This window comes from Gammaproteobacteria bacterium (assembly GCA_013151035.1).
GTDB lineage: Bacteria > Pseudomonadota > Gammaproteobacteria > JAADJB01 > JAADJB01 > JAADJB01.
Window position 1 is genome coordinate 92685 of the sequence record JAADJB010000008.1, and the last position, 24642, is coordinate 117326.

At 45.3% G+C, this 24642-nt stretch carries 30 protein-coding genes; 15 read left to right on the plus strand and 15 right to left on the minus strand.

What is annotated here, in order from left to right; genetic code table 11:
• Positions 1–80: 80 nt before the first annotated feature.
• The 3 genes from GXP22_01130 to GXP22_01140 are packed head-to-tail and all read left to right on the plus strand — an operon-like array spanning position 81 to position 1338.
• On the plus strand, positions 81–317 hold the full coding sequence (locus tag GXP22_01130; GenBank protein NOX08088.1) for an antitoxin: 237 nt from the start codon (positions 81–83) through the stop codon (positions 315–317).
• Positions 314–730 (plus strand): PIN domain-containing protein, encoded by a 417-nt coding sequence (locus tag GXP22_01135; GenBank protein ID NOX08089.1) that lies wholly within the window; start codon positions 314–316, stop codon positions 728–730. The genes GXP22_01130 and GXP22_01135 overlap by 4 nt, the downstream gene beginning before the upstream one ends.
• Positions 727–1338, plus strand: coding sequence for a DNA-3-methyladenine glycosylase I (locus GXP22_01140; protein ID NOX08090.1), 612 nt, complete (start codon positions 727–729; stop codon positions 1336–1338). The genes GXP22_01135 and GXP22_01140 overlap by 4 nt, the downstream gene beginning before the upstream one ends.
• Before the next feature lie 20 nt (positions 1339–1358).
• On the opposite strand, the gene mgtE is transcribed toward GXP22_01140, so the two are convergent.
• From mgtE to GXP22_01215, 15 genes are all read right to left on the minus strand, one after another.
• Positions 1359–2720, minus strand: a complete 1362-nt coding sequence (gene mgtE, locus GXP22_01145; protein NOX08091.1) for a magnesium transporter — start codon at positions 2718–2720, stop codon at positions 1359–1361.
• A gap of 12 nt (positions 2721–2732) precedes the next feature.
• Positions 2733–4466: a phosphoenolpyruvate--protein phosphotransferase gene (gene ptsP / locus GXP22_01150; protein ID NOX08092.1), complete on the minus strand. Its 1734-nt coding sequence runs from the start codon at positions 4464–4466 to the stop codon at positions 2733–2735.
• 10 nt (positions 4467–4476) lie between these two features.
• The gene (locus tag GXP22_01155; protein ID NOX08093.1) at positions 4477–4746 is read right to left on the minus strand and encodes an HPr family phosphocarrier protein; all 270 of its coding nucleotides are present in this window, start codon (positions 4744–4746) and stop codon (positions 4477–4479) included.
• Positions 4747–4758: 12 nt separating this feature from the next.
• The gene (locus tag GXP22_01160; protein ID NOX08094.1) at positions 4759–5154 is read right to left on the minus strand and encodes a PTS sugar transporter subunit IIA; all 396 of its coding nucleotides are present in this window, start codon (positions 5152–5154) and stop codon (positions 4759–4761) included.
• Positions 5151–6032, minus strand: a complete 882-nt coding sequence (gene rapZ, locus GXP22_01165) for an RNase adapter RapZ (GenBank protein NOX08095.1) — start codon at positions 6030–6032, stop codon at positions 5151–5153. Before rapZ ends, GXP22_01160 begins: the two co-directional genes overlap by 4 nt.
• Positions 6029–6976, minus strand: a complete 948-nt coding sequence (hprK, locus tag GXP22_01170) for an HPr(Ser) kinase/phosphatase (protein NOX08096.1) — start codon at positions 6974–6976, stop codon at positions 6029–6031. The genes rapZ and hprK overlap by 4 nt, the downstream gene beginning before the upstream one ends.
• Positions 6973–7443: a PTS IIA-like nitrogen regulatory protein PtsN gene (ptsN, locus tag GXP22_01175; GenBank protein NOX08097.1), complete on the minus strand. Its 471-nt coding sequence runs from the start codon at positions 7441–7443 to the stop codon at positions 6973–6975. Before ptsN ends, hprK begins: the two co-directional genes overlap by 4 nt.
• Before the next feature lie 22 nt (positions 7444–7465).
• Entirely contained in the window at positions 7466–7819 is a 354-nt protein-coding gene (hpf, locus tag GXP22_01180) for a ribosome hibernation promoting factor (protein NOX08098.1), read from the minus strand.
• Positions 7820–7844: 25 nt separating this feature from the next.
• Positions 7845–9305: an RNA polymerase factor sigma-54 gene (locus GXP22_01185; GenBank protein NOX08099.1), complete on the minus strand. Its 1461-nt coding sequence runs from the start codon at positions 9303–9305 to the stop codon at positions 7845–7847.
• Between the two features lie 108 nt (positions 9306–9413).
• Entirely contained in the window at positions 9414–10139 is a 726-nt protein-coding gene (lptB, locus tag GXP22_01190) for an LPS export ABC transporter ATP-binding protein (protein NOX08100.1), read from the minus strand.
• A gap of 11 nt (positions 10140–10150) precedes the next feature.
• Entirely contained in the window at positions 10151–10666 is a 516-nt protein-coding gene (lptA, locus tag GXP22_01195; protein ID NOX08101.1) for a lipopolysaccharide transport periplasmic protein LptA, read from the minus strand.
• 5 nt (positions 10667–10671) lie between these two features.
• A complete protein-coding gene (lptC, locus tag GXP22_01200; protein ID NOX08102.1) occupies positions 10672–11253 on the minus strand; it encodes an LPS export ABC transporter periplasmic protein LptC in 582 nt (193 codons plus the stop codon).
• Positions 11254–11255: 2 nt separating this feature from the next.
• Complete coding sequence (kdsC, locus tag GXP22_01205) at positions 11256–11792, minus strand: 3-deoxy-manno-octulosonate-8-phosphatase KdsC (protein ID NOX08103.1); 537 nt, start codon at positions 11790–11792, stop codon at positions 11256–11258.
• Complete coding sequence (locus tag GXP22_01210) at positions 11793–12764, minus strand: KpsF/GutQ family sugar-phosphate isomerase (protein NOX08104.1); 972 nt, start codon at positions 12762–12764, stop codon at positions 11793–11795.
• 20 nt (positions 12765–12784) lie between these two features.
• Positions 12785–13750 (minus strand): calcium/sodium antiporter, encoded by a 966-nt coding sequence (locus GXP22_01215; protein ID NOX08105.1) that lies wholly within the window; start codon positions 13748–13750, stop codon positions 12785–12787.
• Positions 13751–13857: 107 nt separating this feature from the next.
• On the opposite strand from GXP22_01215, the gene GXP22_01220 reads away from it, so the two are divergent.
• From GXP22_01220 to GXP22_01275, 12 genes are all read left to right on the plus strand, one after another.
• The gene (locus tag GXP22_01220; protein ID NOX08106.1) at positions 13858–14664 is read left to right on the plus strand and encodes an ATP-binding cassette domain-containing protein; all 807 of its coding nucleotides are present in this window, start codon (positions 13858–13860) and stop codon (positions 14662–14664) included.
• 17 nt (positions 14665–14681) lie between these two features.
• On the plus strand, positions 14682–15464 hold the full coding sequence (gene mlaE, locus GXP22_01225) for a lipid asymmetry maintenance ABC transporter permease subunit MlaE (protein NOX08107.1): 783 nt from the start codon (positions 14682–14684) through the stop codon (positions 15462–15464).
• 6 nt (positions 15465–15470) lie between these two features.
• Entirely contained in the window at positions 15471–15935 is a 465-nt protein-coding gene (gene mlaD, locus GXP22_01230; protein ID NOX08108.1) for an outer membrane lipid asymmetry maintenance protein MlaD, read from the plus strand.
• A 2-nt stretch (positions 15936–15937) separates the two neighbouring features.
• Positions 15938–17299 (plus strand): TolC family protein, encoded by a 1362-nt coding sequence (locus tag GXP22_01235; protein ID NOX08109.1) that lies wholly within the window; start codon positions 15938–15940, stop codon positions 17297–17299.
• On the plus strand, positions 17299–17919 hold the full coding sequence (locus tag GXP22_01240; protein ID NOX08110.1) for an ABC transporter substrate-binding protein: 621 nt from the start codon (positions 17299–17301) through the stop codon (positions 17917–17919). The genes GXP22_01235 and GXP22_01240 overlap by 1 nt, the downstream gene beginning before the upstream one ends.
• Positions 17903–18229: an STAS domain-containing protein gene (locus tag GXP22_01245; GenBank protein ID NOX08111.1), complete on the plus strand. Its 327-nt coding sequence runs from the start codon at positions 17903–17905 to the stop codon at positions 18227–18229. Before GXP22_01240 ends, GXP22_01245 begins: the two co-directional genes overlap by 17 nt.
• Positions 18230–18231: 2 nt before the next feature.
• The gene (locus GXP22_01250; GenBank protein ID NOX08112.1) at positions 18232–19158 is read left to right on the plus strand and encodes an ABC transporter ATP-binding protein; all 927 of its coding nucleotides are present in this window, start codon (positions 18232–18234) and stop codon (positions 19156–19158) included.
• A gap of 1 nt (position 19159) precedes the next feature.
• A complete protein-coding gene (locus GXP22_01255) occupies positions 19160–19924 on the plus strand; it encodes an ABC transporter permease (protein ID NOX08113.1) in 765 nt (254 codons plus the stop codon).
• Positions 19925–19947: 23 nt separating this feature from the next.
• Positions 19948–21207, plus strand: a complete 1260-nt coding sequence (murA, locus tag GXP22_01260) for a UDP-N-acetylglucosamine 1-carboxyvinyltransferase (protein ID NOX08114.1) — start codon at positions 19948–19950, stop codon at positions 21205–21207.
• A gap of 116 nt (positions 21208–21323) precedes the next feature.
• Entirely contained in the window at positions 21324–21962 is a 639-nt protein-coding gene (locus GXP22_01265; GenBank protein NOX08115.1) for an ATP phosphoribosyltransferase, read from the plus strand.
• 238 nt (positions 21963–22200) lie between these two features.
• Entirely contained in the window at positions 22201–23505 is a 1305-nt protein-coding gene (gene hisD / locus GXP22_01270) for a histidinol dehydrogenase (GenBank protein ID NOX08116.1), read from the plus strand.
• The gene (locus GXP22_01275) at positions 23495–24631 is read left to right on the plus strand and encodes a histidinol-phosphate transaminase (GenBank protein NOX08117.1); all 1137 of its coding nucleotides are present in this window, start codon (positions 23495–23497) and stop codon (positions 24629–24631) included. Before hisD ends, GXP22_01275 begins: the two co-directional genes overlap by 11 nt.
• Positions 24632–24642 lie beyond the last annotated feature (11 nt).

Consider the following 24642-nt stretch of genomic DNA (forward strand, 5'->3'; position numbering starts at 1 on the left):
CTAAAAATCATCGTATTATTGACGTGCAATCTATCAGGACGTATTATTAAATAATTAATATACGTCAAGAGGTTCGTGCTATGCAGACTAAATTAACGCTTCGATTAGAAAATACACTAATTAAACAAGCAAAAAGTTATGCAAAACAACATGATAAGTCTCTGTCTCAAGTTGTGTCTGATTATTTTCAAATATTGACACGGAAAGATAAAATAGCAGAAGTGCCACCTATTACCAGATCATTGATAGGGATACTCGAATCCAGCTACATTGAGGAAGATGATTATAAAAGGCACTTAGAGGAAAAATACCTTTGAGAATCTTATTCGACACAAATATTATCCTCGATGTTTTGCTAAACAGAAAAGAATTTGTTGAGACCTCTGCAAATCTTGTTGGAATGGTTGAAAATAATAATCTTGATGGTTATTTGTGTGCAACCACAATTACTACTCTGGATTATCTCATATCAAAAGCAATAAATAAAAAACAAGCAAAAATTGAAATTCAAAAATTGTTAACTCTTTTTGAAATTGCTGATGTCAATGCAGTCGTTCTAAAGTTATCGATAAACTCAGAGTTCGGTGATTTCGAAGATGCCGTTCAATACTATTCTGGTGAATGTTGTAAAGTTGAAGGTCTTGTAACTAGAAATATAAAAGATTACAAAAATACCGACTTTCCTGTTTACACCCCTGATGAGTTATGGGGAATTATTAAAATAAAATGAGTGAAAAAACAGTAAAGGGGGCTGATGAAAAATCGCGTTGTAGTTGGTGCAGTGTCGCGCCTGATTTCCTTGATTATCATGATAACGAATGGGGCTTTCCTGTTGATGATGACCAGCGCCTATTTGAAAAGATATGTCTGGAAAGTTTTCAGTCGGGTTTGAGCTGGCGCACAATACTGGCTAAGCGCGAGAACTTCCGCGAGGCTTTTCATGGTTTTAACTTTAATGAAATGGCTGGTTTTACTCAACAAGACGTTAATAGCTTGCTTGAAAATAAAGGTATCGTGCGTCATCGCGGTAAGATAGAAGCTGTTATTAATAATGCTAATCGCGCGAAGGAACTTGTCAAAAAGGAAGGTTCACTCGCTGCATTTTTCTGGCGTTATGAACCTGATGAAAAGAGGCTTGCGGAACCTCAAGCGGTATCAACTTCTGAAGAATCAGTGGCTCTCGCAAAAGAACTAAAAAAGCAAGGTTGGAAATTTGTCGGGCCAACAACGGCTTATGCTTTTATGCAAGCAATGGGATTAATAAATGACCATGTAAAGGGGTGCATCATCAGAAAAGAAGTCGAACTTGCCCGTAAAAATTTTAAGAGACCCTGTTGAGAGCAGCTCACAGATGATCTTTAACTGAGATACAATGCGCCGAGTCCGAGGAAGGTTAAAAAGCCAATCACATCTGTCACCGTGGTCAGTAATACCGTTCCAGCCAGTGCGGGATCAATCCCGGCACGTTGCAGGCCGAAGGGGATAAAAAATCCGGCAATCGCGGCAACCATCAGGTTGGTAATTAGGGCGGCCGCAATAATCAAACCAATATCCAGGCTCTGGAACCAGGCGATGGTGATGGCAGCAACGACTATGGCCCATATAATACCGTTTAGACTACTGACCAGTAATTCCTTGACCATTACCTGCCGTGCGTTACTGTTACCAATTTTTCCAAGCGCCATGCCGCGTATCACAATGGTTAATGTCTGACTCCCGGCAATGCCTCCCATACTTGCAACAATGGGCATTAGTACCGCGAGGGCGACGAATTTTTGCAAGGTCATTTCAAACTGTCCAATCACCCATGAGGCAAGAAAGGCGGTAAAGAGGTTGAGTCCAAGCCACAGGGCGCGGCGTTTGGTGCTGAGTACAACGGGGGCAAAGATATCATCCTCTTCATCCAGTCCGGCCATGCTCATTAGCGAGTGGTCGGCTTCATCCCTGATGACATCAACGACGTCATCAATGGTAATGCGACCTAAGAGCTTGCCCTTGTTATCAATAACCGCAGCGGAGACCAGGTCGCGTTTTTCAAATAGTTTGGCGACATCAACATCTGATATATCGGCATGAATGCCATCGGCATTGTGATCCATGACATCTTCAACGCTAACATCCTGATCGGATGTTAGCAGAACGGATAACGGGAGTAGTCCCAGATAGTGATCAAAGCGATCAACGACGATCAGACTATCTGTTGAGCGCGGGATGTTTCTGCGTTGGCGCAGATAACGCTGGACGACATCGAGGATGACATCGGCACGAACGGTGATCATATCCAGATTCATCAGACCACCGGCGGTATCTTCTGGATAGGTAAGAACCGATTCAAGGCGCTGCCGGTTCTGTTTGTCCATGGAGAGTAAAACTTCATGGATCACAGCGCCTGGCAGGTCACTGATCAGATCAGCCAGATCATCGGTCGCCAGTCCTTCGGTGGCAGCAATCAGTTCCTCGGTTTCCAGTTCGCTAATCAGGCCCGCTCGTACATCATCATTAACATGGAGCAGGATCTCACCATGCAGGTCTGCGTCAACGATCTCCCATAACAGTTCTCTGGGGCCGTGTGGAGTGGATTCCAGCAGGTGTGCAATCTCGGCAGCATGAAGACTGCTGGTTAACAGGCGAATTTGGTCAAAGGCACCCGCTTGTACCGCATCGGTTAATATCCTGAGATGATTTTGCGTGTCAATATTGTCAGGGCCGCTGGCTACCATGACGAACTTCCTTTATTCATTATTCAGAATTTCCTCTAACAGGGCGTTAATTCTATCCTGATTGTTGCTGCGTAACAATTTTCGAGTGAGTTTAGACAGGTGTTCGGTATCACTTTTGTTGATGATGGCCTTAACCTCAAGTAAAGAGGATGCAGGCATACTGAAGTGAGTCAGCCCGAGCCCTAATAATAGGCGTGTATAGTGTGGGTTACCTGCCATTTCCCCGCATAAGGCGACATTGGTTTTTGTTTTTTTGCCGGCACTGATAGTGCGATGAATTAATTCAAGTACGGCGGGATGGAGCGGGTCGTACAGGTAATTGACCTCATCATCAATACGGTCGATAGCAAGGGTGTATTGAATCAGGTCATTGGTGCCGATGGATAGAAAATCGAGTTGTTGGGCAAACATATGAGCGGATATTGCCGCAGCAGGTGTCTCTATCATGCCACCAATAGCCATATGTGGATCGAAACCAATACCCATGTTTTCCAGTTCTCGTTGGGTTTCCCTGATTAATTCCCGCACCTGCTGGACTTCATGGATGTTGGATAACATAGGGATCATAAGACGCACCGGGCCATACGCTGATGCTCTCATGATAGCGCGTAACTGGGGTTTGAACAGGGATGGATTGTTCAGACAGAGGCGAATTGCCCTTAGACCCAGGGCAGGGTTAGGACTGATTTTATCCGATATTTGCGTGTTTTCTACGTTTTTATCAGCACCCAGATCCAGTGTGCGTATGGTCAGTGGTAGGCCCTTTAATGATCGAATAACCTTTCGGTATTGGGATAACTGTTCCTCTTCATCAGGGATATCATCACGATTCATATAGAGAAATTCGGTACGATACAGGCCGACACCTTCAGCCATAACCTTATGAATGGTTTTGACATCCTCAGCTAACTCAATATTGGTTTGCAGATGAATAACCTGGCCATCACGGGTAATGGCGGGCTGTTTCTTTATCTGTTGCAGATTTTTTTTATATTGAATCAGTTCTTTCTGACGTTTATGGTAAAAATGTTTGATCGTGTCATCGATATCAGCGATAAGAACACCCTGCTGACCATCAATGATAATGGTGTCGTTATCCTTGATGTAGTGGCGTGCATTCTTGATGCCGACAATAGCAGGGATACCCAGGCTACGCGCAATAATTGCGGTGTGAGATAATGGGCCACCTGATTCGGTAATAAATCCGATGATACCCTGGTGTTGCATGAGTATGGTATCGGCTGGTGTAAGATCATCAGCCAGTAGTATACGGCCTTTAACATCTTCATCTTGCTGAGGAGTGTCCCGGTTAACCAGAACGCGTTGAATACGTTTGACGACATGGTGGATATCATCTTTGCGTTTGCAGAGATAAATATCATCCATTTCCTCAAATACCTGCGCCAGATTATTACCTTGTATCTGTAGTGCCCATTCCGCATTGCATCGACGTTGTTTGATAATGTCTTCGGTGGTATTTATCAGGGTAGAATCACTTATCATCAGGATATGTGCATCAATAAAGGCAATGACCTCAGCATTTTTCTGATCGATAATTTTTTGGCGAATACTGTTTAATTGATTTTTAGCGGTTATTGCTGCTTGTTTGAAGCGATGGATCTCATTATTAATATGTTGTTCCGGTATGGCATATTCAAGCACCTCAAGTTCATCCCGTTGTAGCACCAGAGCATCGCCAATAGCGATGCCTCGAGAAACACTGATACCTGATAATTGTAATGCCATAAGAGGGTTCCTATTGATCTTCTCCAAAACGATCCTTGATTAAGGCCTCAAGTTCTGACAAAGCCTTTTTTTCATCATTACCTTCTATTTTTAATGTGACACTACTCCCTTTCGATGCCGCCAGCATCATAATTCCCATGATGCTTTTTCCATTGATTTCGTTATTGTTTTTAATGACCTGGATATCACAGTTAAACTGCGAGGCTAAGGTAACAAATTTAGCCGCTGCACGTGCATGTAGTCCAAGCTTGTTTATGATCGTAATTTCTTTTTGTAACATAATTCCGGTTTTTTATTCGGTGGGACAGACGAATATACCTTGTTGTCCTCCGTTAGTCACTTTTTCAGCAAGTTGTTCAATGGGTAAGGTATTCGCATAGTTAAACGCCTTGATCAGCATGGACAGGTTAATTCCGGTAATAATGCGGATTCTTTTTTGTGCTGAAATACGATTAACAATATTGCACGGGGTGGCTCCGTAAAGATCAGTCATGATCAGGATATCATGTTTTTTATCAATACTTTCAATTAGTTTTGAAATTGTATCGAGGATTTTATCGGGGTTATCGTGGTGGGTGACGGAGATGTTATAGACAGGAATATCCTGTTTTCCCAGTATGGTACCGGTCGAATGTAATAATTCCTTGCCAATAAGGTCATGGGTGACAATAACCAGTGAGGTACTCACGTTAGATCCCGATGTCGAATCAGTATGGATGTCTTTGAATGTTTGTTTAATGTTTGTGTATTGGATGAAAAATATTTCCCCAGAGCTTCGACCAGGTAGACAGAACGATGTTTTCCTCCGGTGCAACCAATGGCAATACTCAGGTAGCTACGGTTTTCCTGTTGAAACTGGGGTATCCATTTGTCCATAAAATGGCAAATATCATTAAACAATTCATTAACCAGGCTCTTGCTGGAGAGATATTCAATCACTTCGTGATCCCTGCCTGTTTTTATGCGTAATTCAGGTTCCCAATGCGGGTTTGGCAGACAGCGCGCATCAAATACAAAATCGGTATCGCCGGGAACTCCATTCTTGAAACCGAATGATTGAAACAGGATGGACATGCCTTTTCCGCTACATCCATCAATTCGTTGGTGAATGATGTCTCGTAGTTGATGAATAGTCGTGTGGGTTGTATCTATGTTGAGGTCAGCCTGTTGTGCAATGGGGGCTAATAGTTTTATTTCATTTTTAATGGCATCGGCTAAAGCGGTGTTTTTATCACTCAGGGGGTGTCGACGACGCGTTTCGCTAAAGCGTTTTAGTAAGGTTGCCTCTTCAGTGTGAAGATATAATAATTCACAGTTGATACCTTGATGGTCGAGTTTTCTGAGGATGTCATTAAAACGCCTCAGATCATCGGGGACATTTCTGGCATCAATGCTTGCGGCAGCTTTTTGCTGTGACGGGTGTGATGAACGGGATAGTTGCAGGGCAAGATTTTCCAGCAAGCTAACAGGGAGATTGTCGATACAGTAATATCCCGAATCTTCCAGAGTATGCAAGGCGATACTTTTCCCTGATCCGGACAAGCCGCTGATAATAACAAGTTTCATGTGTTGTTTTGCTCAATAAATTTTTGTTGTTGTTCCATAAATGCAATGCCTGAATTATACCCTTTCATACGGAGTATATGGTTGCGTGCAGCGGCCTCTACCAGGACTGCAAGATTTCTTCCAGGTGCAACGGGTAGTATGATCTCCGGTATATCAACGTCCAGAATGTTGTTAATCTGCTGGCTACCCGTAAGACGATCAATCTCATCCATTTGCCAATTATTGATATCCTTAAGTTGGATGATCAGGCGCAAATATTTTCTTCTTTTAATCGCGCTGTCCCCGAACATGGCTCTGATATTGAGTATACCAAGTCCTCGAACCTCAAGAAAATCATGTAATATTTCGGGGCAGGTACCCAGAATTGTATCGGGTGATATGCGTGAAAATAGGGGCGCATCATCAGCAATCAAACGTTGCCCACGGTTGAGTAATTCAAGGGCCAGTTCACTCTTTCCAATGCTTGATTCACCCGTGATAAAGACACCANNGACACCAATACCCATAACTTCCATAAAAACCCCATGCAGGGTTGTTTTTGTAGCCAGTAGTTCATTGAGGTAATAGTGCAGGCTTTCAATTAATAATTCACTACTCAGACTGGAATTAAAGATAGGTATTTTTGTTTTTCTGGATTGTTCCAGCAATTCATCAGAGGGTATTTGTGATTTGCTGATAAGAATGAGTACTGCTTTACCAGAGAAAAGCTTTCGAAAGGCATCATGCCGGGCATCGTCATGCATGCCTTGTATATAAGTGAGTTCTGTTTCACCAAGCACTTGTATGACATTGGGTCTGATGAAGTTGACATGTCCTATTAACGATTGCTCCTGACTATTAATCGGATTGGTGTTAATAGTGGGGTATTCTTCCGCTTGTCCGGTAAGCCATTTAAGCCCCAGTTTTTTTTCCAGATCATGGAATATAGTATAGGCAGTGATCATGCCGGAACTTTATTATCTGCCCAGTCGGTGAATACGCTGAATAGTTCCTCACTGGAGGTGGTGTTGCGCAGATGGGTGCAGAAATCATTCTGACTAAGAAGGCTGGCTAGTTCAGCGAGTAAATCCAGATGTTCCTGATCAGATTCTTCGGGTACCAGTAAGGTAAACAGGATGTCAACAGGTTGATTGTCGATGGCATCAAAGTCAATCGGGGTATTGAGTTTGATCAGGCAGGCAATCGGCTTTTCCAGGTTTTTAATACGTCCATGTGGAATGGCAATGCCTTTACCTATGCCGGTGCTGCCTAATCGTTCTCGATCAATCAGGATATTGAAAATATGTTCTTCTGATAGATTAGCCTGACTACTGGATACGACCTGACTTATTTTTTCCAGCGTTCTCTTCTTACTGCTGGTGTTTGACCAGCAGTAAGTTCTGGAAGGTGTAATTAAATGGTTGATGCTCAATTTCAGGAACCTCTAAAATATCTTATTCTATTTCTGTTTCTATTTCTGTTTCTATTTCTTGTGTTTTCATACTGACTGCTTCACTGCGGTGATGATCTTTTAGTTTTTCTTTATGCTTTTTAACCTGTCGATCTAGTTTATCAATCAGTCCATCAATCGCCGCGTACATATCTTCCTGTTCGGCATCGGCAAATAATTTACTACCGGTTAGATGCACCGTTGCTTCAGCATTATGTCGGTTTTTTTCTACCGTTAGAACGACGTGAACATCGGTAACATTATCAAAATGGCGTTCCAGTCGTTCCATCTTGGAGTTTACATAATCACGTAGTGAATCAGTAATATCAATATGGTGTCCAGAGAGATTGATCTGCATATTATTTTCCTTTGTTTGTCCGGTGTTAGAGTAAATGTTTTCTTTCGTTAGATGGAGGAATATTCATTGCCTCCCGATACTTGGCTATCGTTCTCCGCGCGATATTGATGCCATCCTCGGATAGCATGTTTGCAAGTTTATTATCACTCAAAGGTTTTTGATGATTTTCTGTTGAAATTAACTTCTTGATTTTTTCATGTATTGCTGTGGAAGAGCATTCACCTCCTTCAACTGTATTGACGTGGCTGGAGAAAAAATACTTGAATTCAAAAATGCCTCTTGGCGTATGCATATATTTTTGTGTGGTGACCCTGGATATTGTTGATTCGTGCATTTCTACATCTTCAGCAATATCTCTTAGGATAAGGGGTTTCATTGCCTCCGGGCCATAATCAAGAAATGCCTTCTGGTGTTTAACGATGCAAGTGGCAACTTTGATTAGAGTTTCATTACGGCTTTGCATGCTCTTCAAAAACCAGCGTGCTTCTTGTAAGTGATTTTTCAGGCAATTATTATCCGAACTATTATCAGCACGTCGTATCATACCGGCATATTGGCTGTTGATTCTTAATCGGGGAGCGGCCTCTGCGTTCAGATGTACTTCCCATTGGCCTTTATTGCGGGTGATAAATACATCAGGGACAACATATTGGGTGTCGTTGGGTGCGATATCAGAGCCTGGGTGAGGTTTCATGGTCTGAATTAAAGAGATGGTCTTGTTCAGGTCCTTTTCATTCATACGCATTTTCTTCATTAAAGACTTGAAGTCATGAGAGGCCAGCAGGTTGATATGTTTTTCAACGAGGATGAGCGCTTTATCCCGCCATGGTGTATCTTGTGGTAATTGTTTTAATTGTATACTCATACACTCTGCCGGGTTCCTCGCACCAACACCTGCGGGATCAAATTGTTGTATGCGATGTAATACCGCTTCAACCTCATCATATTCAATATCATTTTTCCTATGAATGCCTTGATATAGATCATCTAAACTGACAGACATATAACCATCAGGGTTAATGGCATCAATAATGGATTCAGCAATCATGTGGTCGGTGTCGCTAAAGGGGCTTAGATCCAGTTGCCACATCAGGCGATCATGCAAGGTCTCCTCACCATTGCTTTGTGTGTCATAGTGTTCATTACCGCTATCGGGCGTAGAATGTTGGCTACTAACAGCATCGTATACGTCCTCCCAGGATGAATCGACAGCTAGTTCGTCGGGCAGGGTTGTTTCATTTTCATCGTAATTAACTTCCTGATCCGGGCTGGTCTCCTGCTGTGAATGCTCCTCAGTATTCTCTATATCCGATTTCTCGTTATTGATTTCGTCATCAACCGACTCAAGCATCAGATTTGAGTCCAATACCTGCCGCACTTCTAATTGTAGTTCGAGACTGGAGAGTTGCAGGAGTTTTATCGCCTGTTGTAACTGCGGAGTCATGGCCAGATGTTGGCCGATGCGTAATTGTATTGATTGCTTCATAAGACTTTGGGTAAGCGGACCTCATAACAGAGAACGTATGTTACTGCATTTATCGTGCCATCGGAACTTTTCTTAAGTTAAATATAGTTTTTATTGCTAACTGATTGTTCATAAAGAGAAATTTTCGCCAAGGTAAACCTCGCGTACCTGCTGATTCGCCATGATTTCAGTAGCTGTTCCGGCTGCCAGAATGTGACCGTTATTGAGAATATAGGCGCGATTACAAATACCCAATGTTTCACGTACATTGTGGTCGGTGATGAGGATGCCAATACCGCGTTCACGTAGATGTTTGATGATCTGTTGTATATCAAGAACGGAGATAGGATCAACTCCGGCAAAGGGTTCATCGAGTAAGATAAAATCCGGTTCAATCGCAAGGGTTCTGGCAATTTCCAGTCGTCGTCGTTCACCACCGGATAAACTGATAGCAAGCTGTTTTTTGAGGTGACTGATATGGAGGTCATGCAGAAGATTATCCAGTTGTTCTTCTCTTGCTGCAGAATTGAGTTCCGCACGGGTCTCAAGAATGGCCATTATATTATCAGCGACACTGAGTTTTTGAAAAATAGAAGGTTCTTGTGGCAGATACCCTAGTCCCTTGCGTGCACGAATATGTACCGGAGTGTTTTCAATGGATTGATCATTTAATAGAATATGACCGCTATCATTTTTTTCCAGTCCAACAATCATATAGAAACAGGTGGTCTTACCTGCACCATTAGGTCCTAGCAGGCCAACGACCTCACCACTGTTGATTTCAAATGACACATCATCAACAACGGAACGGCCATTAAAGTTTTTTTTCAGGTGACTAACAACAAGTTTGCTCACGTTACTTACTCTTAAGGAGTGTTCGGGGTAATGGTAATCTGGATTTGTTTGCCCGCAGGGGCACCATAGGCCTGGACATGATCTTTTTTAATATCATAGATGATTTTTTCACTATTGAATTGATTCTTGTTCTGTTGCAAGAAGGCATCGCCGGTCAGGGTGACCTGATCCTTGCGGGTTACATAGACAATGGTTTGTGCCTGTGCCATAACAGGGGAGGCTTGTGGCTTGGCCTGATACTGATAACGGGCGGGTGTTCCTTTAGCCGTTATTGATCTGATCTTGCCTTGAGGATGGTTAATAACAAGACGATCAGCCGATATTAGCAGACTGCCCTGGGTGATTTTTACATTGCCCTGATAGGTACTGACTTCACCCTTGTTATCAATATCGGCATTATCTGCCTGTATCGTTAGTGGTGTCTCTTTATCTTTTTCCAGGGCATAGGCATTACTGGAAAAGAGTATATAAATGAATATTAGAAGATAAAGCAGAGGAAGTCGTGGATGGGTATGATCAGTTGACATGATGATTAATCTTTTATTGTTGAGACAGGGTAATAGGTGCCCTGAACCTTTGATAACAAAGTCAGGTGTTCGTTATTAAAATCCAGATTCATGCCTAGGGAATGTATTTCAATCTGTTGACTATAATAGTAAATCATATCTTGAGTTTGTGCCTTCTGGCTTTGCAAATTGATTGATAAATTGTCAGTTTCAATACGGATGCCAGCCGGGGTATGTTGTGGCTTTTGTGTGATACGCACTGCACCTTGTAATTCAATTTGTTTCTGTTGTTCCTGAATGAGACCCTTGCTGGCGCGTATATGAGTGGATGATATATTGTTAGCGGGATAAAAATCCAGTTCAGGATTTAATAATTGCATTTTATTATCGTTGTACTGCTCCATTTTTTCTGATTGTATCCGGTGTTTAATGCGTCCACTATTATCCAGTTCAGAAACCGTAAAATTCTTGATGACGGTGATGGGCTGGCGCTCATCGGCCCGTTTAATCGAAACACTGTCTTTTTGTTGCAGTGAATAATAGATCCATCCGGTTATTAGTGCGATTGCAATTAAAAAAACAGTAAGCAAGTGACGATAGCTTTGCATTATTACGCGGAGCTTTTCGGTAAATACTTGCTGAATTCATCTTCAAGTTTGTCCTGAGCCTTGAGGATGAATTCGCAGACATCCCGTGCTGCACCTTCACCCCCGTTATGGGGTGTAACCCAGTCAGCGTGTTGTTTGACCAGGCTATGACCATCGGCAACGGTTACTGCAAAACCAGCCTGTAATAAAACGGGAAGGTCGACAATATCATCACCGACATAGGCAACCTGTTCCCGCTTTAAATTCAGTTTTTCCATGATCTCGATGAATGCTGGACGTTTATCCAACTTGCCCTGGTAGACATGCTGGATGCCGAGGTTTTTCATTCGGTGTTTGACAACATTCGATGTGCGGCCAGTGATAATAGCGATATCAATACCATTGTGTATCAGCATCTTCATGCCGTGACCATCACGGGAATGGAATGCCTTGTATTCCTGGCCATCATCACCAAAGATGAGCTGACCATTAGTTAATACACCATCGACATCAAAGATAACCAGTTTTATCTTGCTTGCTTTTGACAGAGCTGCTTCCATTTAGACGACTCCGGCACGTAATAGATCGTGCATGTTGAGTGCGCCCAGTAATTGTTTATCAGGGGTAGTGATTAACAGGGCACTAATCTTGTTTTGTTCCATCAGACTCAAGGCCTCTGCGGCCAGTTGTTGCGATGAAATGGTCAAGCAATCCTTTGTCATTACATCTGCGACCCGGGCTCGGTGAATATCAAGTTCATGATCCAGTGCTCGGCGTAGATCACCATCAGTAAATATACCCAGTACGTGGTCGTTATCATCAACTACAGCCGACATGCCCAGTCCTTTGTTAGATACTTCGAGCAGGGCATTGCGTAACAGGTCATCGGGCTTGACACGCGGAATAGCCTCTCCTGTGTGCATGATATCTTCGATCCTGAGTAGCAATCGCCGCCCCAGGCTACCGCCTGGATGAGCCAGTGCAAAATCCTCCTCGGTAAACCCGCGTGAGTCCAGCACAGCAATTGCCAGCGCATCACCCATTGCTAATGCGGCTGTGGTGCTGGCGGTAGGGGCTAGCCCAAGTGGGCAAGCCTCTTTTTGCACGCTGACATCGATATTGACAGAGGCGGTCTTTGCCAATGTTGAATCAGGTCTGCCAGTTAATGCGATCAGAGGGACATTCTGACGTTTGATGAGTGGCAGAATGGTGAGTATCTCTTGTGTTTCACCGGAGTTAGACAGGGCAATAACAACATCTTGCGGGGTGATCATACCGAGATCACCATGACTGGCCTCGCCGGGATGAACAAAGAATGAGGGGGTTCCTGTACTTGCCATGGTGGCGGCAATCTTACTACCGATATGGCCTGATTTACCCATGCCAGTGATAACGACCCGCCCTGTACATTGCAGGATATAGTGACAAGCTTGGACAAATTTATCGTCAATGTGTTGCTTGAGCTGAACCAGTGCCTCGGTTTCAATATCAATAACTGCGAGTCCCAGTGCTTGCAGGTTCTTGTCAATCATGGTCTGGTCTCATTTACTATTTATTGAGCATTGAAGTATAACAGGGTCTGGTAAGCACCATAAGCGAATAATAAAAGAGCCCCTTCTACACGAGTAATACAGCCATTTTTCCTGTAGCCATAGGACAATGCGATCAGCACAATGGTCAGGATCAGCATAATGGGGTAGTCGCGACTGATGACTACACTGGCAAAGCCGCCTGGGTTGATTAGGCCGGGGATACTGAGTACGGCAAGAATATTGAATATGTTGGAGCCAATAATATTGCCAATAGCAATATCGGGCTCATTTTTAAGGGCACTGGCGATGGATGCTGCCAGTTCAGGCAGACTGGTGCCCAGAGCGATGATAGTCAGACCGATAATAAGGTCACTAACCCCTAATGTGGTGGCGATTTCGACTGCGGCCCATACCAGTAGTTTGGAGCTAAGGAGCAAGACGATCATACCAATAACGAGCCAGAACAGGGCGCGACCTGTACTCATATCGGTAGGGATTTCTTCACTGAATTCCTGTTCAATGACATCCGTTTTTCGTTGCTGCAGACTGCTGATGATCAGCCAACTGAGGAATAGTATGAGTGTGGCTATCAGGATTAATCCATCGATAAAACCCAGTTCACCATCAATCAGTAATACATAACCTAGAATTGTTATCGCTAACAGCACAGGGAGTTCACGTTTAATGATGCTGGAATTAACGATAAGAGGTGTAGTTAATGCGGTAATGCCAAGAATAAGACCGATATTGGCAATGTTGGAGCCAATGGCATTACCAATTGCCAGACCGGTATTGTCCTGCATGGCTGCTACCGCAGAAACCAGCATTTCAGGGGCTGATGTGCCCAGACCAACAACAGTCAGGCCTATTATTAACGGGGAAATGCCCAGGTTATTTGCACAGGCAGCAGCACCGTGAACAAAACGTTCTGCACCCCAAACCAATAGAATAAAACCGCCAATCAGGGTGGCTATGTAAAGTATCACTATTTATTTTCTCTTGTTAATGCCACGACCGGATTTTACATCAAAATAGGGAGCGGAGGGATTAAATAATAATCCCTCCGTCCCCATTTTAGATATAATGCCTAGCTATGGATAGCAATAGCATCGTAGATGTCAAAAATGTAAGCTTCTCCCGTGGACAACGGCGGATATTCGAGGATATCAGCTTTTCCATTCCACGCGGGAAAATAACAGCGATTATGGGTCCCAGTGGAACCGGTAAGACGACCTTGTTACGCCTAATGGGTGGGCAGTTACGGCCTTCTTCGGGTAGTGTCCATGTGCTGGGTGAGGATGTTGCCCGTTTGAATACCCGTCGTTTGTATCAATTGCGTCAGCGTATGGGGATGTTGTTTCAAAGCGGTGCCTTGTTAACAGATTTAAGTGTGTTTGAGAATGTAGCTTTTCCCTTGCGTGAACACACAGATCTTGCAGAAATAATGATTCGTGATCTGGTGTTGATGAAGTTACAGGCAGTGGGCTTGCGTGGTGCACGAGATTTGATGCCGGAAGAACTGTCCGGGGGTATGGCGCGGCGGGTTGCTCTGGCGCGGGCGATTGTCCTTGATCCGACCATGGTGATGTATGATGAGCCTTTTACTGGGCAAGATCCGATCTCGATGGGTATTTTGGTGCAATTGATTCACAGTCTGAATCAAGCGTTGGATATTACCTCGATTATTGTGACCCATGACGTGCGCGAGGCTCTGGCTATCGCTGATCATATTATCCTGATCTCTGAGGGTCGGGTTGTTGAGCAGGGTAAATCCGATCAACTCGGTGATTCAGGTTCACCCTGGGTTAAACAATTTTTACAGGGTATGCCGGATGGCCCCGTGCCTTTTCATTATCCTGCGCCTGACTTTTCTACTGAGTTATTTGCATCAGAGACATGAATAAATCGCTATCTCATTTGCTGGATGCTTTTGCCTGGATGGGGCGCAAAGGATTAAATTTTTTTATGCGTCTGGGGCGTGCTCACCTGTTCTTGTTTAAAATTCTGTGGGGGCTGGGTTACGTCCTTGGCAGAGGTCGCCTGGTTATTGCTCAGGTACATAATCTGGGTGTCTTATCGTTACTGATTACTATTGTTTCGGGTCTGTTTGTTGGTATGGTTCTGGGCTTACAAGGTTATAATACCCTGGTCGATTTTGGTGCAGAGGAGTCGCTGGGTGTGCTGGTGGCGTTATCACTGGTGCGTGAGTTAGGTCCGGTGGTTGCGGGTTTATTATTTGCCGGTCGGGCAGGTTCTGCACTAACGGCTGAAATTGGCTTGATGAAGGCCACTGAACAGTTGTCAGGGATGGAGATGATGGCGGTTGATCCCATCAAACGCGTAATTGCCCCAAGGTTGATAGCGGGTTTTATTTCATTACCTCTGTTAACAGCTATATTTGCCGCAGTCGGGGTGTTTGGTGGGTATTTTGTCGCGATTGGTCTGCTGGGTGTCGATAGTGGTGCCTTTTGGTCACAGATGCAGGCCAAAGTTGATTTGTATGAAGATGTTTATAATGGGATAATCAAGAGTGTTGTGTTTGGTTTTGTGGTGACCTGGATTGCGGTTTTTGAGGGTTACGACAGCGTGCCAACCTCTCAGGGTGTCAGTGCTGCAACTACACGTACTGTGGTGCATAGTTCGCTGGCAGTATTAGCACTGGATTTTGTTCTGACTGCGCTGATGTTCGGGGATTATTAATAGATTATGGATAGAGAACGATTATTAGAGATTACTGTGGGGATGTTTGTGGCAGCGGGTTTGGCTGGCTTGCTGGTACTTGCTTTACAGGTTAGTAATCTGGGTTCATTGATCGAAAATAATGGCTATCAGATATCGGCCAATTTCGAGAATATTGGTGGTTTGAAGGTGCGAGCACCGGTGACTGTATCCGGTGTCAAGATTGGTAAGGTGACTGCTATTAATTATAATGATGAAGATTTTGAAGCGGTGGTAATCATGGAAATTAACGACCGTTTTCGACGTTTTCCAATTGATACCTCAGCAATGATTTATACCTCGGGTTTATTAGGCGAGCAGTATATTGCGCTTGATCCAGGAGGGGAAGATGCCGTCCTGGTTGATGGCAGCCATCTGTCCATGACTCAATCGGCAATAGTGCTGGAAAAGATGATTGGTCAATTTCTGTTTAAGCAGGCAGAGGGTCAATAGGGTTGAAAGTTTTTTTTATTTTTTTACTGGCCTTTTTGTTGCCTGTTACGCCATCAGTTGCTGAGAAATTCACTCTGCAACAGGCTATTGACCGCGCCCTGCAACAAGATCCCCGAATTCAGGAACGTAAGCACAATGTTGCAGCCGCCCGCGCTTTGTTGAAAGAGGCATTGGGTAGTGATGATTTCTTTATCGATGCTAATGCTTTTATGGGCATTGTGCCCGGAGTGGAGGGTGGCTTATATCAGAATGGTGCTAAGACCTGTGTTTCTCCCTGCCCCTTGCGCAGGGATGTCTATGATTTTAATGATGGTCTTTCATTATGGACCTCGGTTCAGGTCAAACTCATTAAACCGTTGTATACCTTTGGTAAGGTCTCTAACTATGCTGAGGCTGCCCAGGGTAACGTTGATGTGAAACGAGGCGATGTGTCTTTGCAAAGAAATCAGACCCGACTTGATGTGGCAACGGCCTATTATGGCTATCTTGCGGCACGTGATACGCGTTATCTATTGCAGGATGTCAGTAAGCGTTTGGATAAGGCGCTGGATCTGGTGAATAGCTGGCTGGATTCTGATAGTGGGCAAGTCAAGCAATCGGACAAGTTTGCTCTGGAGACAGGGATTGCAACATTGAATCGTTATCTGGCCGAAGCCCAGGCAATTGAGAATATTGCCATGTCGGGTTTACACTTGTTGTTGGGCGTGGCGCATGATGAAACGCTGGAACTGGTTGATCGCAAAATTCGTCCCTTACCCTTACCGGATATGGATCTGGATGAATTGCGTGACAAGGCCTTGACGCAGCGCCCTGAGATTGATCAGTTAAAGGCAGGTTTACGTGCCCGCCGTGCCTTGGTGCTGGCAAAGAAAGCCGACAAAATGCCGAATATATACACTGGTATTATTGCCTCATTTGCTAATGCAACCAATCGTGATGAATTAAAAAACCCTTATGTGATTGACCCGTTTAATCATTATGCGGCTACTCCTGTGTTGGGTCTCAAGTGGGACTGGTCAGATGGTGTGCAGTCGGCTAGAGTTGCGCGTGCCCAGGCTGAGTTGGATGCGTTGATAGCCAAACGTTCCTATGCCCGTATCGGGATTCCGTTTGAGGTTGAAGAGCAATATTACCAGGTGCTTGCACATTATCGTGCGGTGGAAGAGATGCGCCTTGCCAGTCGTGCGGGGAGACGCTGGATGATCAGTAGTTATTCGGACTTTGAAGCTGGGTTTGAAGAGTCGACCAAGGTCATTGAGGCATTTAAATCCTATGTGTTGGCACATAGTGAATATCTGAAAATGGTGAATGATTATAATATCTATGTCCTGCGCCTGGATAATGTGACAGGGGTTCAGCATTGATGTCTCTTGTACAGGGTAAATTGTTTTTTTTAGGTCTATTGATGATGGCTCTGCATGTCAACGTCCATGCTGCACAGATGGAACCTGTCCCGCAGAAAATAATAAGAGAGGCAACAGATCAGTTGCTTGAGCGATTCAGGCAGGAGGAGATGTTAATTCGGACTCAACCGGGTAAGCTTTATGACCTGGTGGTGGATGTCGTTGTTCCTACCTTTGATTTCTGGCGTATGTCACGTTGGGTGCTGGGAAAATACTGGCGTAAGGCAAGTGTCAAACAACGGCAACGTTTTGTTGTTGAATTTCAGCAGATGTTGGTGCGAACCTATAGCGCAGCCTTACTGGAATATAAGGGTCAGGAACTGGTTTTTTTGCCGATGAAAGGGCCATCAAAAAGGGGGGAGGTCACGGTTCGGGTCGAGATAGAGCAGGCCGGGGCATTTCCTATCCCAATATCCTATCGTCTTTATCAAAAGGACAATGAATGGAAGATCTTTGATGTCAAGATTGATGAGATCAGTATGGTCTCCAATTACCGTACAACCTTTGGTTCCGAGATCCGTAAGCATGGCATCGACTGGCTTATTCGTGAGTTAGCAGCCAAGAATGGTAAGAAGAATTGATATGACCCTGGCTGGGCTGGAATCAATCTCTGAGTATCGTTTCAGGCTTACCGGTGGGTTAACCCTGTCGTCAGTGGCGGAGCTGAATCAGTTGTTTTACGCACAGGTGCCCGTTATCGATGGCGTGAGCATTGAGCTGGATGCGGTCAGGCGGGTGGATAGCGCCGGGTTGGTTTTACTGTTGAGCTGGATGCGTCTATTCAAGACGCAGGGCATCGCTATTCGTTTTCTTGATCCGAGCGCACAAATGCGATCAATTGCCGAGCTAAGTGATCTTGATAGTATCCTATTTTCAGACACAGGATCATAGGCATGTCTAGCGCTATTCAGTTTAGTCATTTATCAAAACGATTTGACCATCTTCAAGCACTGGATGATATTGATTTTGTGATTAATGAAGGTGAGTTTTTTGGCTTATTGGGTATGAATGGGGCAGGAAAATCAACCTTGATTCATATTATGGCGGGTCTGTTGCGAGCTAGTTCGGGTAGCATCAAGGTGTTTGGTCAGGATGTGGTGCAGGACTATCGTGCCACGCGCCAGATGTTGGGTGTGGTGCCTCAGGAAATTGCCTATGACCCGTTTTTTACTGTGCAGGAGATATTACATCTGCAATCCGGGTATTTTGGTTTTGGTCAGGAAAATCATGCCTGGATTGGTGAATTGCTAGAGACATTGAGTCTGTCAGATAAGGCCGATGAGAATATTAGTCGCCTTTCCGGTGGTATGAAGCGTCGTGTCTTGATTGCCCAGGCACTTGTTCATCATCCGCGCGTTATTGTGCTGGATGAACCAACTGCCGGTGTTGATGTTGATTTGCGCAAGGCCTTGTGGGAGTTCTCTCAACGTCTACATCAGCAGGGGCACACGGTGTTGCTAACCACCCATTATCTGGAAGAGGCAGAACATTTATGTGAGCGTATAGCCATTCTTGATCAAGGTCACCTGTGTGCATTGGATGATACTAAAAACTTGTTATCACAGTATCCTTATCGTCTGCTATGTCTGACGTTAAAGAATAAGAATGATGTGTTGCCACCGGAACTACAGAAAAAACAACTGGAGTCCAGTGGTGATCAAAGGGTGCTACGTATACACCGGACGGAAGATCCCATCCTGCAGGTGCTCGATACGATTAAGGAAGCCGGCATTGAAATCCTTGATCTAAAGATGAAGGAACCGACACTGGAAGATGTCTTTCTTAAACTGACCCACGGACATCGTGCGGAGCGCATTTGATATGAATCACTGGCGTGGTGTTTATACCCTGTTTTCCAAGGAAGTCTTGCGCTTCATGAAGGTGACTGTGCAGACCATATTGACACCGGTGATTACAGCGCTGTTATACCTGTTGATCTTTTCCCATGTGATGGAAGAACGTGTGCAGGTCTATCCGGGTATATCCTATGGTGAATTTCTGGTGCCGGGTTTGATTATGATGAGCGTTATTCAAAATGCCTTTGCCAACAGTTCATCCAGCCTGATCCAGTCCAAGATGACCCGCAATCTGATTTTTTTATTGTTGTCACCTATATCAGTGAGTGGTTTTTATCTGGCGTTTGTTGCGGCTGCGGTGATGCGTGGTTTGTTGGTTGGTGCCGGGATATGTCTAGTATCGGTGTTTTTTGTTAGCCTACCTTACTATAGTATTTTATGGTTATTGGTGTTTTCTATCATCGGTAGCGCGGTATTAGGCGCATTAGGCATTATTGCCGGGATATGGGCAGAGAAGTTTGATCAATTGGCGGCGTTTCAGAATTTCGTTATTCTGCCATTGTCATTTTTGAGTGGGGTATTTTATTCCATTCATAGTTTGCCCGAAATATGGGCGGATATCTCCCGTTTTAATCCATTTTTCTATATGATAGATGGTTTTAGATATGGTGTTTTGGGTGTGTCAGATATATCACCATGGTTAAGTTTTTCTGTGGTGTTTGGGTTTTTTATTTTAATATCAGTCGCTTGCCTTATAATGTTGCGTAGTGGCTATAAACTTCGAGATTAAATGAGTGTCTTTGCAGGTGTTTTGTGGATAAATTAATTATCAGTGGTGGTGTGAGTCTAGACGGTGAGATACGTATCTCCGGGGCTAAAAATGCGGTATTGCCAATTATGGCAGCAACTTTGTTGGTGGACGGCCCGGTGCGTGTTGAGAATATTCCTCACCTGCACGATGTAACAACAACCATGGAGTTATTGGGTGGTATGGGTGTGAGCCTGGTGCTGGGTGAACGTATGAGCATTGAGGTTAATTCATCAACTATTAAAACCTTTCATGCCCCTTACGAACTGGTACGAACAATGCGTTCTTCCATCCTGGTACTGGGGCCGTTATTAAGCCGTTATGGTCGTGCTGATGTATCTTTACCCGGTGGTTGTGCGATTGGTTCACGTCCTGTTAATGTGCATATTAAAGGGCTACGAGCCCTGGGTGCCGAGATCGAGGTTGAAGCAGGCTATATCCGGGCGCGTTCTGGCAGACTTAAAGGCACCCGTATTGTTATGGATATTATTACGGTGACGGGTACCGAGAATCTGATGATGGCCGCCTGTTTGGCCGAGGGTGATACGGTGATCGAGAATGCCGCGCGTGAACCCGAGGTCGTGGATCTGGCTGATTTCCTGAATGCTATGGGCGCGAAGATTGGTGGTGCCGGTACGGATCGTATTGAGATTGAGGGTGTTGATAGCCTGTCGGGATCCAGTTATGAGGTGTTGCCGGATCGTATTGAGACCGGAACCTATCTGGTGGCAGCAGCAATGACCGGAGGGCGTGTTAAGTTGAAGGATACACGCCCGGACATTATGGATTCTGTATTACAGACACTGGTAGAGGCGGGTGCTGATATTACATTGGGGGATGACTGGATTGAGTTGGATATGAAGGGTAAGCGCCCACAGGCGGTTGATATTCATACTGCGCCGTATCCCGCCTTTCCGACTGATATGCAGGCGCAGTTTACTGCCTTGAATAGTATCGCTGAGGGTACCGGTATGATTACTGAAACGGTCTTTGAAAATCGTTTCATGCATGTGCAGGAGATGCAGCGTATGGGGGCTAATATTCGTGTGGAAGGTAATACTGCGATTACTCAGGGTATTGAACGCCTGACAGCGGCTCCCGTGATGGCAACCGATCTGCGTGCATCGGCAAGTCTGGTGCTGGCAGGTCTAGTGGCTGATGGTGATACGGTAGTGGATCGCATCTATCATATTGATCGTGGTTATGAGTGTATTGAAGAAAAATTATCTCAGCTGGGTGCGACTATTCGTCGGGTGCCGGGATGATATGCTTTTAACTGAAAAAATGTGCTTGATAAGTTCGAGCCATGAATCGCCCTTCTCTTGAGTTTAAGGGGGTGGTGGTGGTGATAATTAATTAGACTTTTCTAAAGTGAATAAATATGAAAGATCAACTAACAATTGCGGTTTCCAAGGGCAGAATATTTAAGGATACACTGCCATTACTGGCACATGCCGGTATTGTCCCACTGGATGATCCCGAGAAGTGTCGCAAACTGATTCTGGATACCAATCACGATGATATTAAGCTAGTGATTATTCGTGCCTCGGATGTGCCCGTGTTCGTGCAATATGGTGCGGCGGATGTCGGTGTGGCAGGTAAGGATGTCTTGATGGAACATGGTGGTGCCGGTCTGTATGAGCCGCTGGATCTAAATATTGCCTGTTGCCGTCTGATGGTGGCGGTGCCCGAAGGCAAACCGGAACCGCGTGCGCCGATGCGAGTGGCGACCAAATATGTGGAGAGTGCCAAACGTTATTATGCCTCGTTGGGGCAGCAGGTTGAGATCATCAAGTTATATGGTTCGATGGAGTTGGCTCCTCTGGTTGGTTTGTCTGATTGTATTGTGGATGTGGTTGATACGGGTAATACCTTGAAGGCTAATGGTCTGGCAGCAACCGAATTAATTGCGAATATTAGCTCACGCCTGATTGTGAACAAGGCATCGATGAAGATGAAGCATGAGCGGGTGGTTAAGTTGATTGAGCAGCTTGAAGAGGCAGTTACAGCTAGAAGGTAGGGTGCGTATTACGCACCAGAAACAAATGGTAGGGTGCGTACCACGCACCAAAGAAATGCTGTGAGTTCGAGGCATGAATCGCTCCTCTTTATCAGAGACACGCCGTGAATACGTCCGTGTAGGCTCCATGCCCGCATCCCTGCGGGCAAGGGTCTCTGCTAAAGAGGAGCAATCCCTGCCTCTTGTGGTTATTGGTAACGGTAGGGTGCGTATTACGCACCATGAAACAGGAACAGGTATGAATATCAAACGGTTAAACGCAAACCAGGATGACTTCCAAAGCCGTCTGGATAATTTATTATCCTGGGAGGCGAGTGCCGATGACCAAATTAATCAGACGGTCAGATCAATCATTGCTGATATCAAGAAGCGAGGTGATGTGGCATTGCTGGAATACACTACGCGTTTTGATCAATTGAAAGTGAATGCGGTGGCAGATCTGGAAATATCGCCACAACGGATTCAGCAGGCATTGAAAAATATTCCTGTTGAACAGCGTGAGGCACTGGAGTTATCGGCACAACGTTTGCGTGCCTACGCAGAACATCAAAAGATAGAATCATGGTCTTATACCGAGGCGGATGGTACTTTGTTGGGACAGAAGATTACCCCGCTGGATCGGGTCGGTCTTTATGTGCCGGGTGGCAAGGCAGCCTACCCATCTTCTGTATTGATGAATGCAATTCCAGCCAGGGTGGCGGGGGTCGCTGAGTTGATTATGGTGGTGCCGACACCCGGTGGTGTGGTGAATGAACTGGTTCTGGCGGCGGCAGCAGTAGCAGATGTTGATCGTGTCTTTACCATTGGTGGGGCACAGGCCGTGGCGGCACTAGCCTATGGGACGGATACCATCCCGCAGGTAGACAAGATTGTTGGGCCGGGTAATATCTATGTGGCAACCGCCAAGGGGCTGGTATTTGGTGATGTCGGTATTGATATGATTGCCGGGCCTTCGGAGATCCTGGTGATCTGTGATGGTGATACTGACCCGGACTGGATTGCGATGGATCTATTCTCACAGGCGGAGCATGATGAGGATGCACAGGCGATTCTGTTATCACCGGATGAGGGTTTTCTGGATAAGGTTGAGGCAAGTATTCAACGCCTGATCAAGACCATGCCAAGGGCAGTCATTATTGAACAGTCGATTAGTACGCGCGGTGCCCTGATCCTGGTGAAAGATTTGCAGCAGGCGGTTGAGATATCCAATTATATTGCCCCTGAACATTTGGAATTATCGGTAGCTGATCCAGAATCACTGGAACAGGATATTCGTCATGCGGGTGCAATCTTTATGGGACGTTATACGGCTGAGGCACTGGGTGATTATTGTGCCGGGCCTAACCATGTATTACCCACCTCGCGTACCGCACGTTTCTCATCACCACTGGGGGTCTATGATTTCCAGAAGCGTAGTAGCCTGATTAATTGTTCAGCGTTAGGTGCGGCAACACTGGGTAAGACGGCGGTGGTGTTGGCGGAAGGCGAGGGGTTGGTGGCTCATGCCCGTTCAGCGGCCTATCGTGTCGAAGATGCGAAATAAAGAGGGTGTAATATTGACCACGAGTAAGGATATTATTCAGCGCATTATCTCACCGCAGATACGGGCACTATCAGCCTATTCTGTTGCCTCGGCTGAGGGTTACATCAAACTGGATGCAATGGAAAACCCTTATCAGTGGTCGAGTGATTTGCGTGATGTCTGGTTGCAACGTCTGCACGATGCCCCGATTAACCGTTATCCCGATCCTTCAGCTAAAAACTTAATGAAGCAACTAGCGGCAGTGATGGCAGTGCCGGATGGCATGTCGCTGGTGCTGGGTAATGGCTCTGATGAATTGATACAGATGTTGATTATGGCGGTTGCCGGGCAGGGTGCGGTAATGAGTCCAGAGCCGGGTTTTGTCATGTACAAGATGCTGGCAACTATGCTGGATGTTGAATACATCGGTGTGCCATTACAAGATGATGACTTTCAACTGGATATGTCTGCGATGCTGGCGGCGATTAAGCAACATCAACCGGCACTAATTTTTCTTGCTTATCCCAATAATCCAACCGGTAACTTGTATCATGAGGGTGATATTGAACAAATCATTCAGCAGGCACCGGGGTTGGTGGTGATTGATGAGGCCTATGCCGCATTTACCGAGCACAGTTATATGTCTCGATTGGGGCAATATAATAATGTGCTGGTGATGCGTACCGTATCCAAGATGGGTCTGGCAGGTCTGCGCCTGGGTCTGTTGGCCGGTGCCCCCGAGTGGATACAGGAAATCAACAAGATTCGCCTGCCCTACAATATTAATGTATTAACCCAGATAAGCGCCGAGTTTGCCCTTGAACATCATCAGGTGCTGGATCAGCAGACCGCGATGATTCGTAATGATCGTGCCGGATTATTCGAACAGTTGGGCGATCTTCCTGGACTGCATGCCTTTCCCAGTGAGGCTAATTTTATTCTGCTACGTGTTCCACAAAGTGCTGCCGATAAGATCCACCAGGCCCTACGTGATGAGCACAAGATCCTGATCAAGAATCTACATGGTAGCCACCCCCTGTTACAGGATTGTCTGCGTGTTACGGTGGGGACAGTTGATGAGAACAAGGCATTTGTGCAGGCGTTGAAGATGGTTTTGGTGCGTAATACGCACCCTACCCCTTCGTAGCACCCTAGCTG

Excerpts from the sequence above, each read along its gene's own strand:
- lptA (NOX08101.1), bottom strand. The coding sequence starts at position 10,666 with ATGTCAACTGATCATACCCATCCACGACTTCCTCTGCTTTATCTTCTA.
- hisD (NOX08116.1), top strand. The coding sequence starts at position 22,201 with ATGAATATCAAACGGTTAAACGCAAACCAGGATGACTTCCAAAGCCGT.
- lptC (NOX08102.1), bottom strand. The coding sequence starts at position 11,253 with ATGCAAAGCTATCGTCACTTGCTTACTGTTTTTTTAATTGCAATCGCA.
- GXP22_01140 (NOX08090.1), top strand. The coding sequence starts at position 727 with ATGAGTGAAAAAACAGTAAAGGGGGCTGATGAAAAATCGCGTTGTAGT.
- GXP22_01155 (NOX08093.1), bottom strand. The coding sequence starts at position 4,746 with ATGTTACAAAAAGAAATTACGATCATAAACAAGCTTGGACTACATGCA.
- GXP22_01220 (NOX08106.1), top strand. The coding sequence starts at position 13,858 with ATGGATAGCAATAGCATCGTAGATGTCAAAAATGTAAGCTTCTCCCGT.
- GXP22_01210 (NOX08104.1), bottom strand. The coding sequence starts at position 12,764 with ATGATTGACAAGAACCTGCAAGCACTGGGACTCGCAGTTATTGATATT.
- GXP22_01185 (NOX08099.1), bottom strand. The coding sequence starts at position 9,305 with ATGAAGCAATCAATACAATTACGCATCGGCCAACATCTGGCCATGACT.
- mlaD (NOX08108.1), top strand. The coding sequence starts at position 15,471 with ATGGATAGAGAACGATTATTAGAGATTACTGTGGGGATGTTTGTGGCA.
- GXP22_01265 (NOX08115.1), top strand. The coding sequence starts at position 21,324 with ATGAAAGATCAACTAACAATTGCGGTTTCCAAGGGCAGAATATTTAAG.
- mgtE (NOX08091.1), bottom strand. The coding sequence starts at position 2,720 with ATGGTAGCCAGCGGCCCTGACAATATTGACACGCAAAATCATCTCAGG.
- GXP22_01240 (NOX08110.1), top strand. The coding sequence starts at position 17,299 with ATGTCTCTTGTACAGGGTAAATTGTTTTTTTTAGGTCTATTGATGATG.
- hpf (NOX08098.1), bottom strand. The coding sequence starts at position 7,819 with ATGCAGATCAATCTCTCTGGACACCATATTGATATTACTGATTCACTA.
- GXP22_01275 (NOX08117.1), top strand. The coding sequence starts at position 23,495 with ATGCGAAATAAAGAGGGTGTAATATTGACCACGAGTAAGGATATTATT.
- GXP22_01245 (NOX08111.1), top strand. The coding sequence starts at position 17,903 with ATGGTAAGAAGAATTGATATGACCCTGGCTGGGCTGGAATCAATCTCT.
- GXP22_01255 (NOX08113.1), top strand. The coding sequence starts at position 19,160 with ATGAATCACTGGCGTGGTGTTTATACCCTGTTTTCCAAGGAAGTCTTG.
- ptsP (NOX08092.1), bottom strand. The coding sequence starts at position 4,466 with ATGGCATTACAATTATCAGGTATCAGTGTTTCTCGAGGCATCGCTATT.
- GXP22_01250 (NOX08112.1), top strand. The coding sequence starts at position 18,232 with ATGTCTAGCGCTATTCAGTTTAGTCATTTATCAAAACGATTTGACCAT.
- rapZ (NOX08095.1), bottom strand. The coding sequence starts at position 6,032 with ATGAAACTTGTTATTATCAGCGGCTTGTCCGGATCAGGGAAAAGTATC.
- GXP22_01130 (NOX08088.1), top strand. The coding sequence starts at position 81 with ATGCAGACTAAATTAACGCTTCGATTAGAAAATACACTAATTAAACAA.
- kdsC (NOX08103.1), bottom strand. The coding sequence starts at position 11,792 with ATGGAAGCAGCTCTGTCAAAAGCAAGCAAGATAAAACTGGTTATCTTT.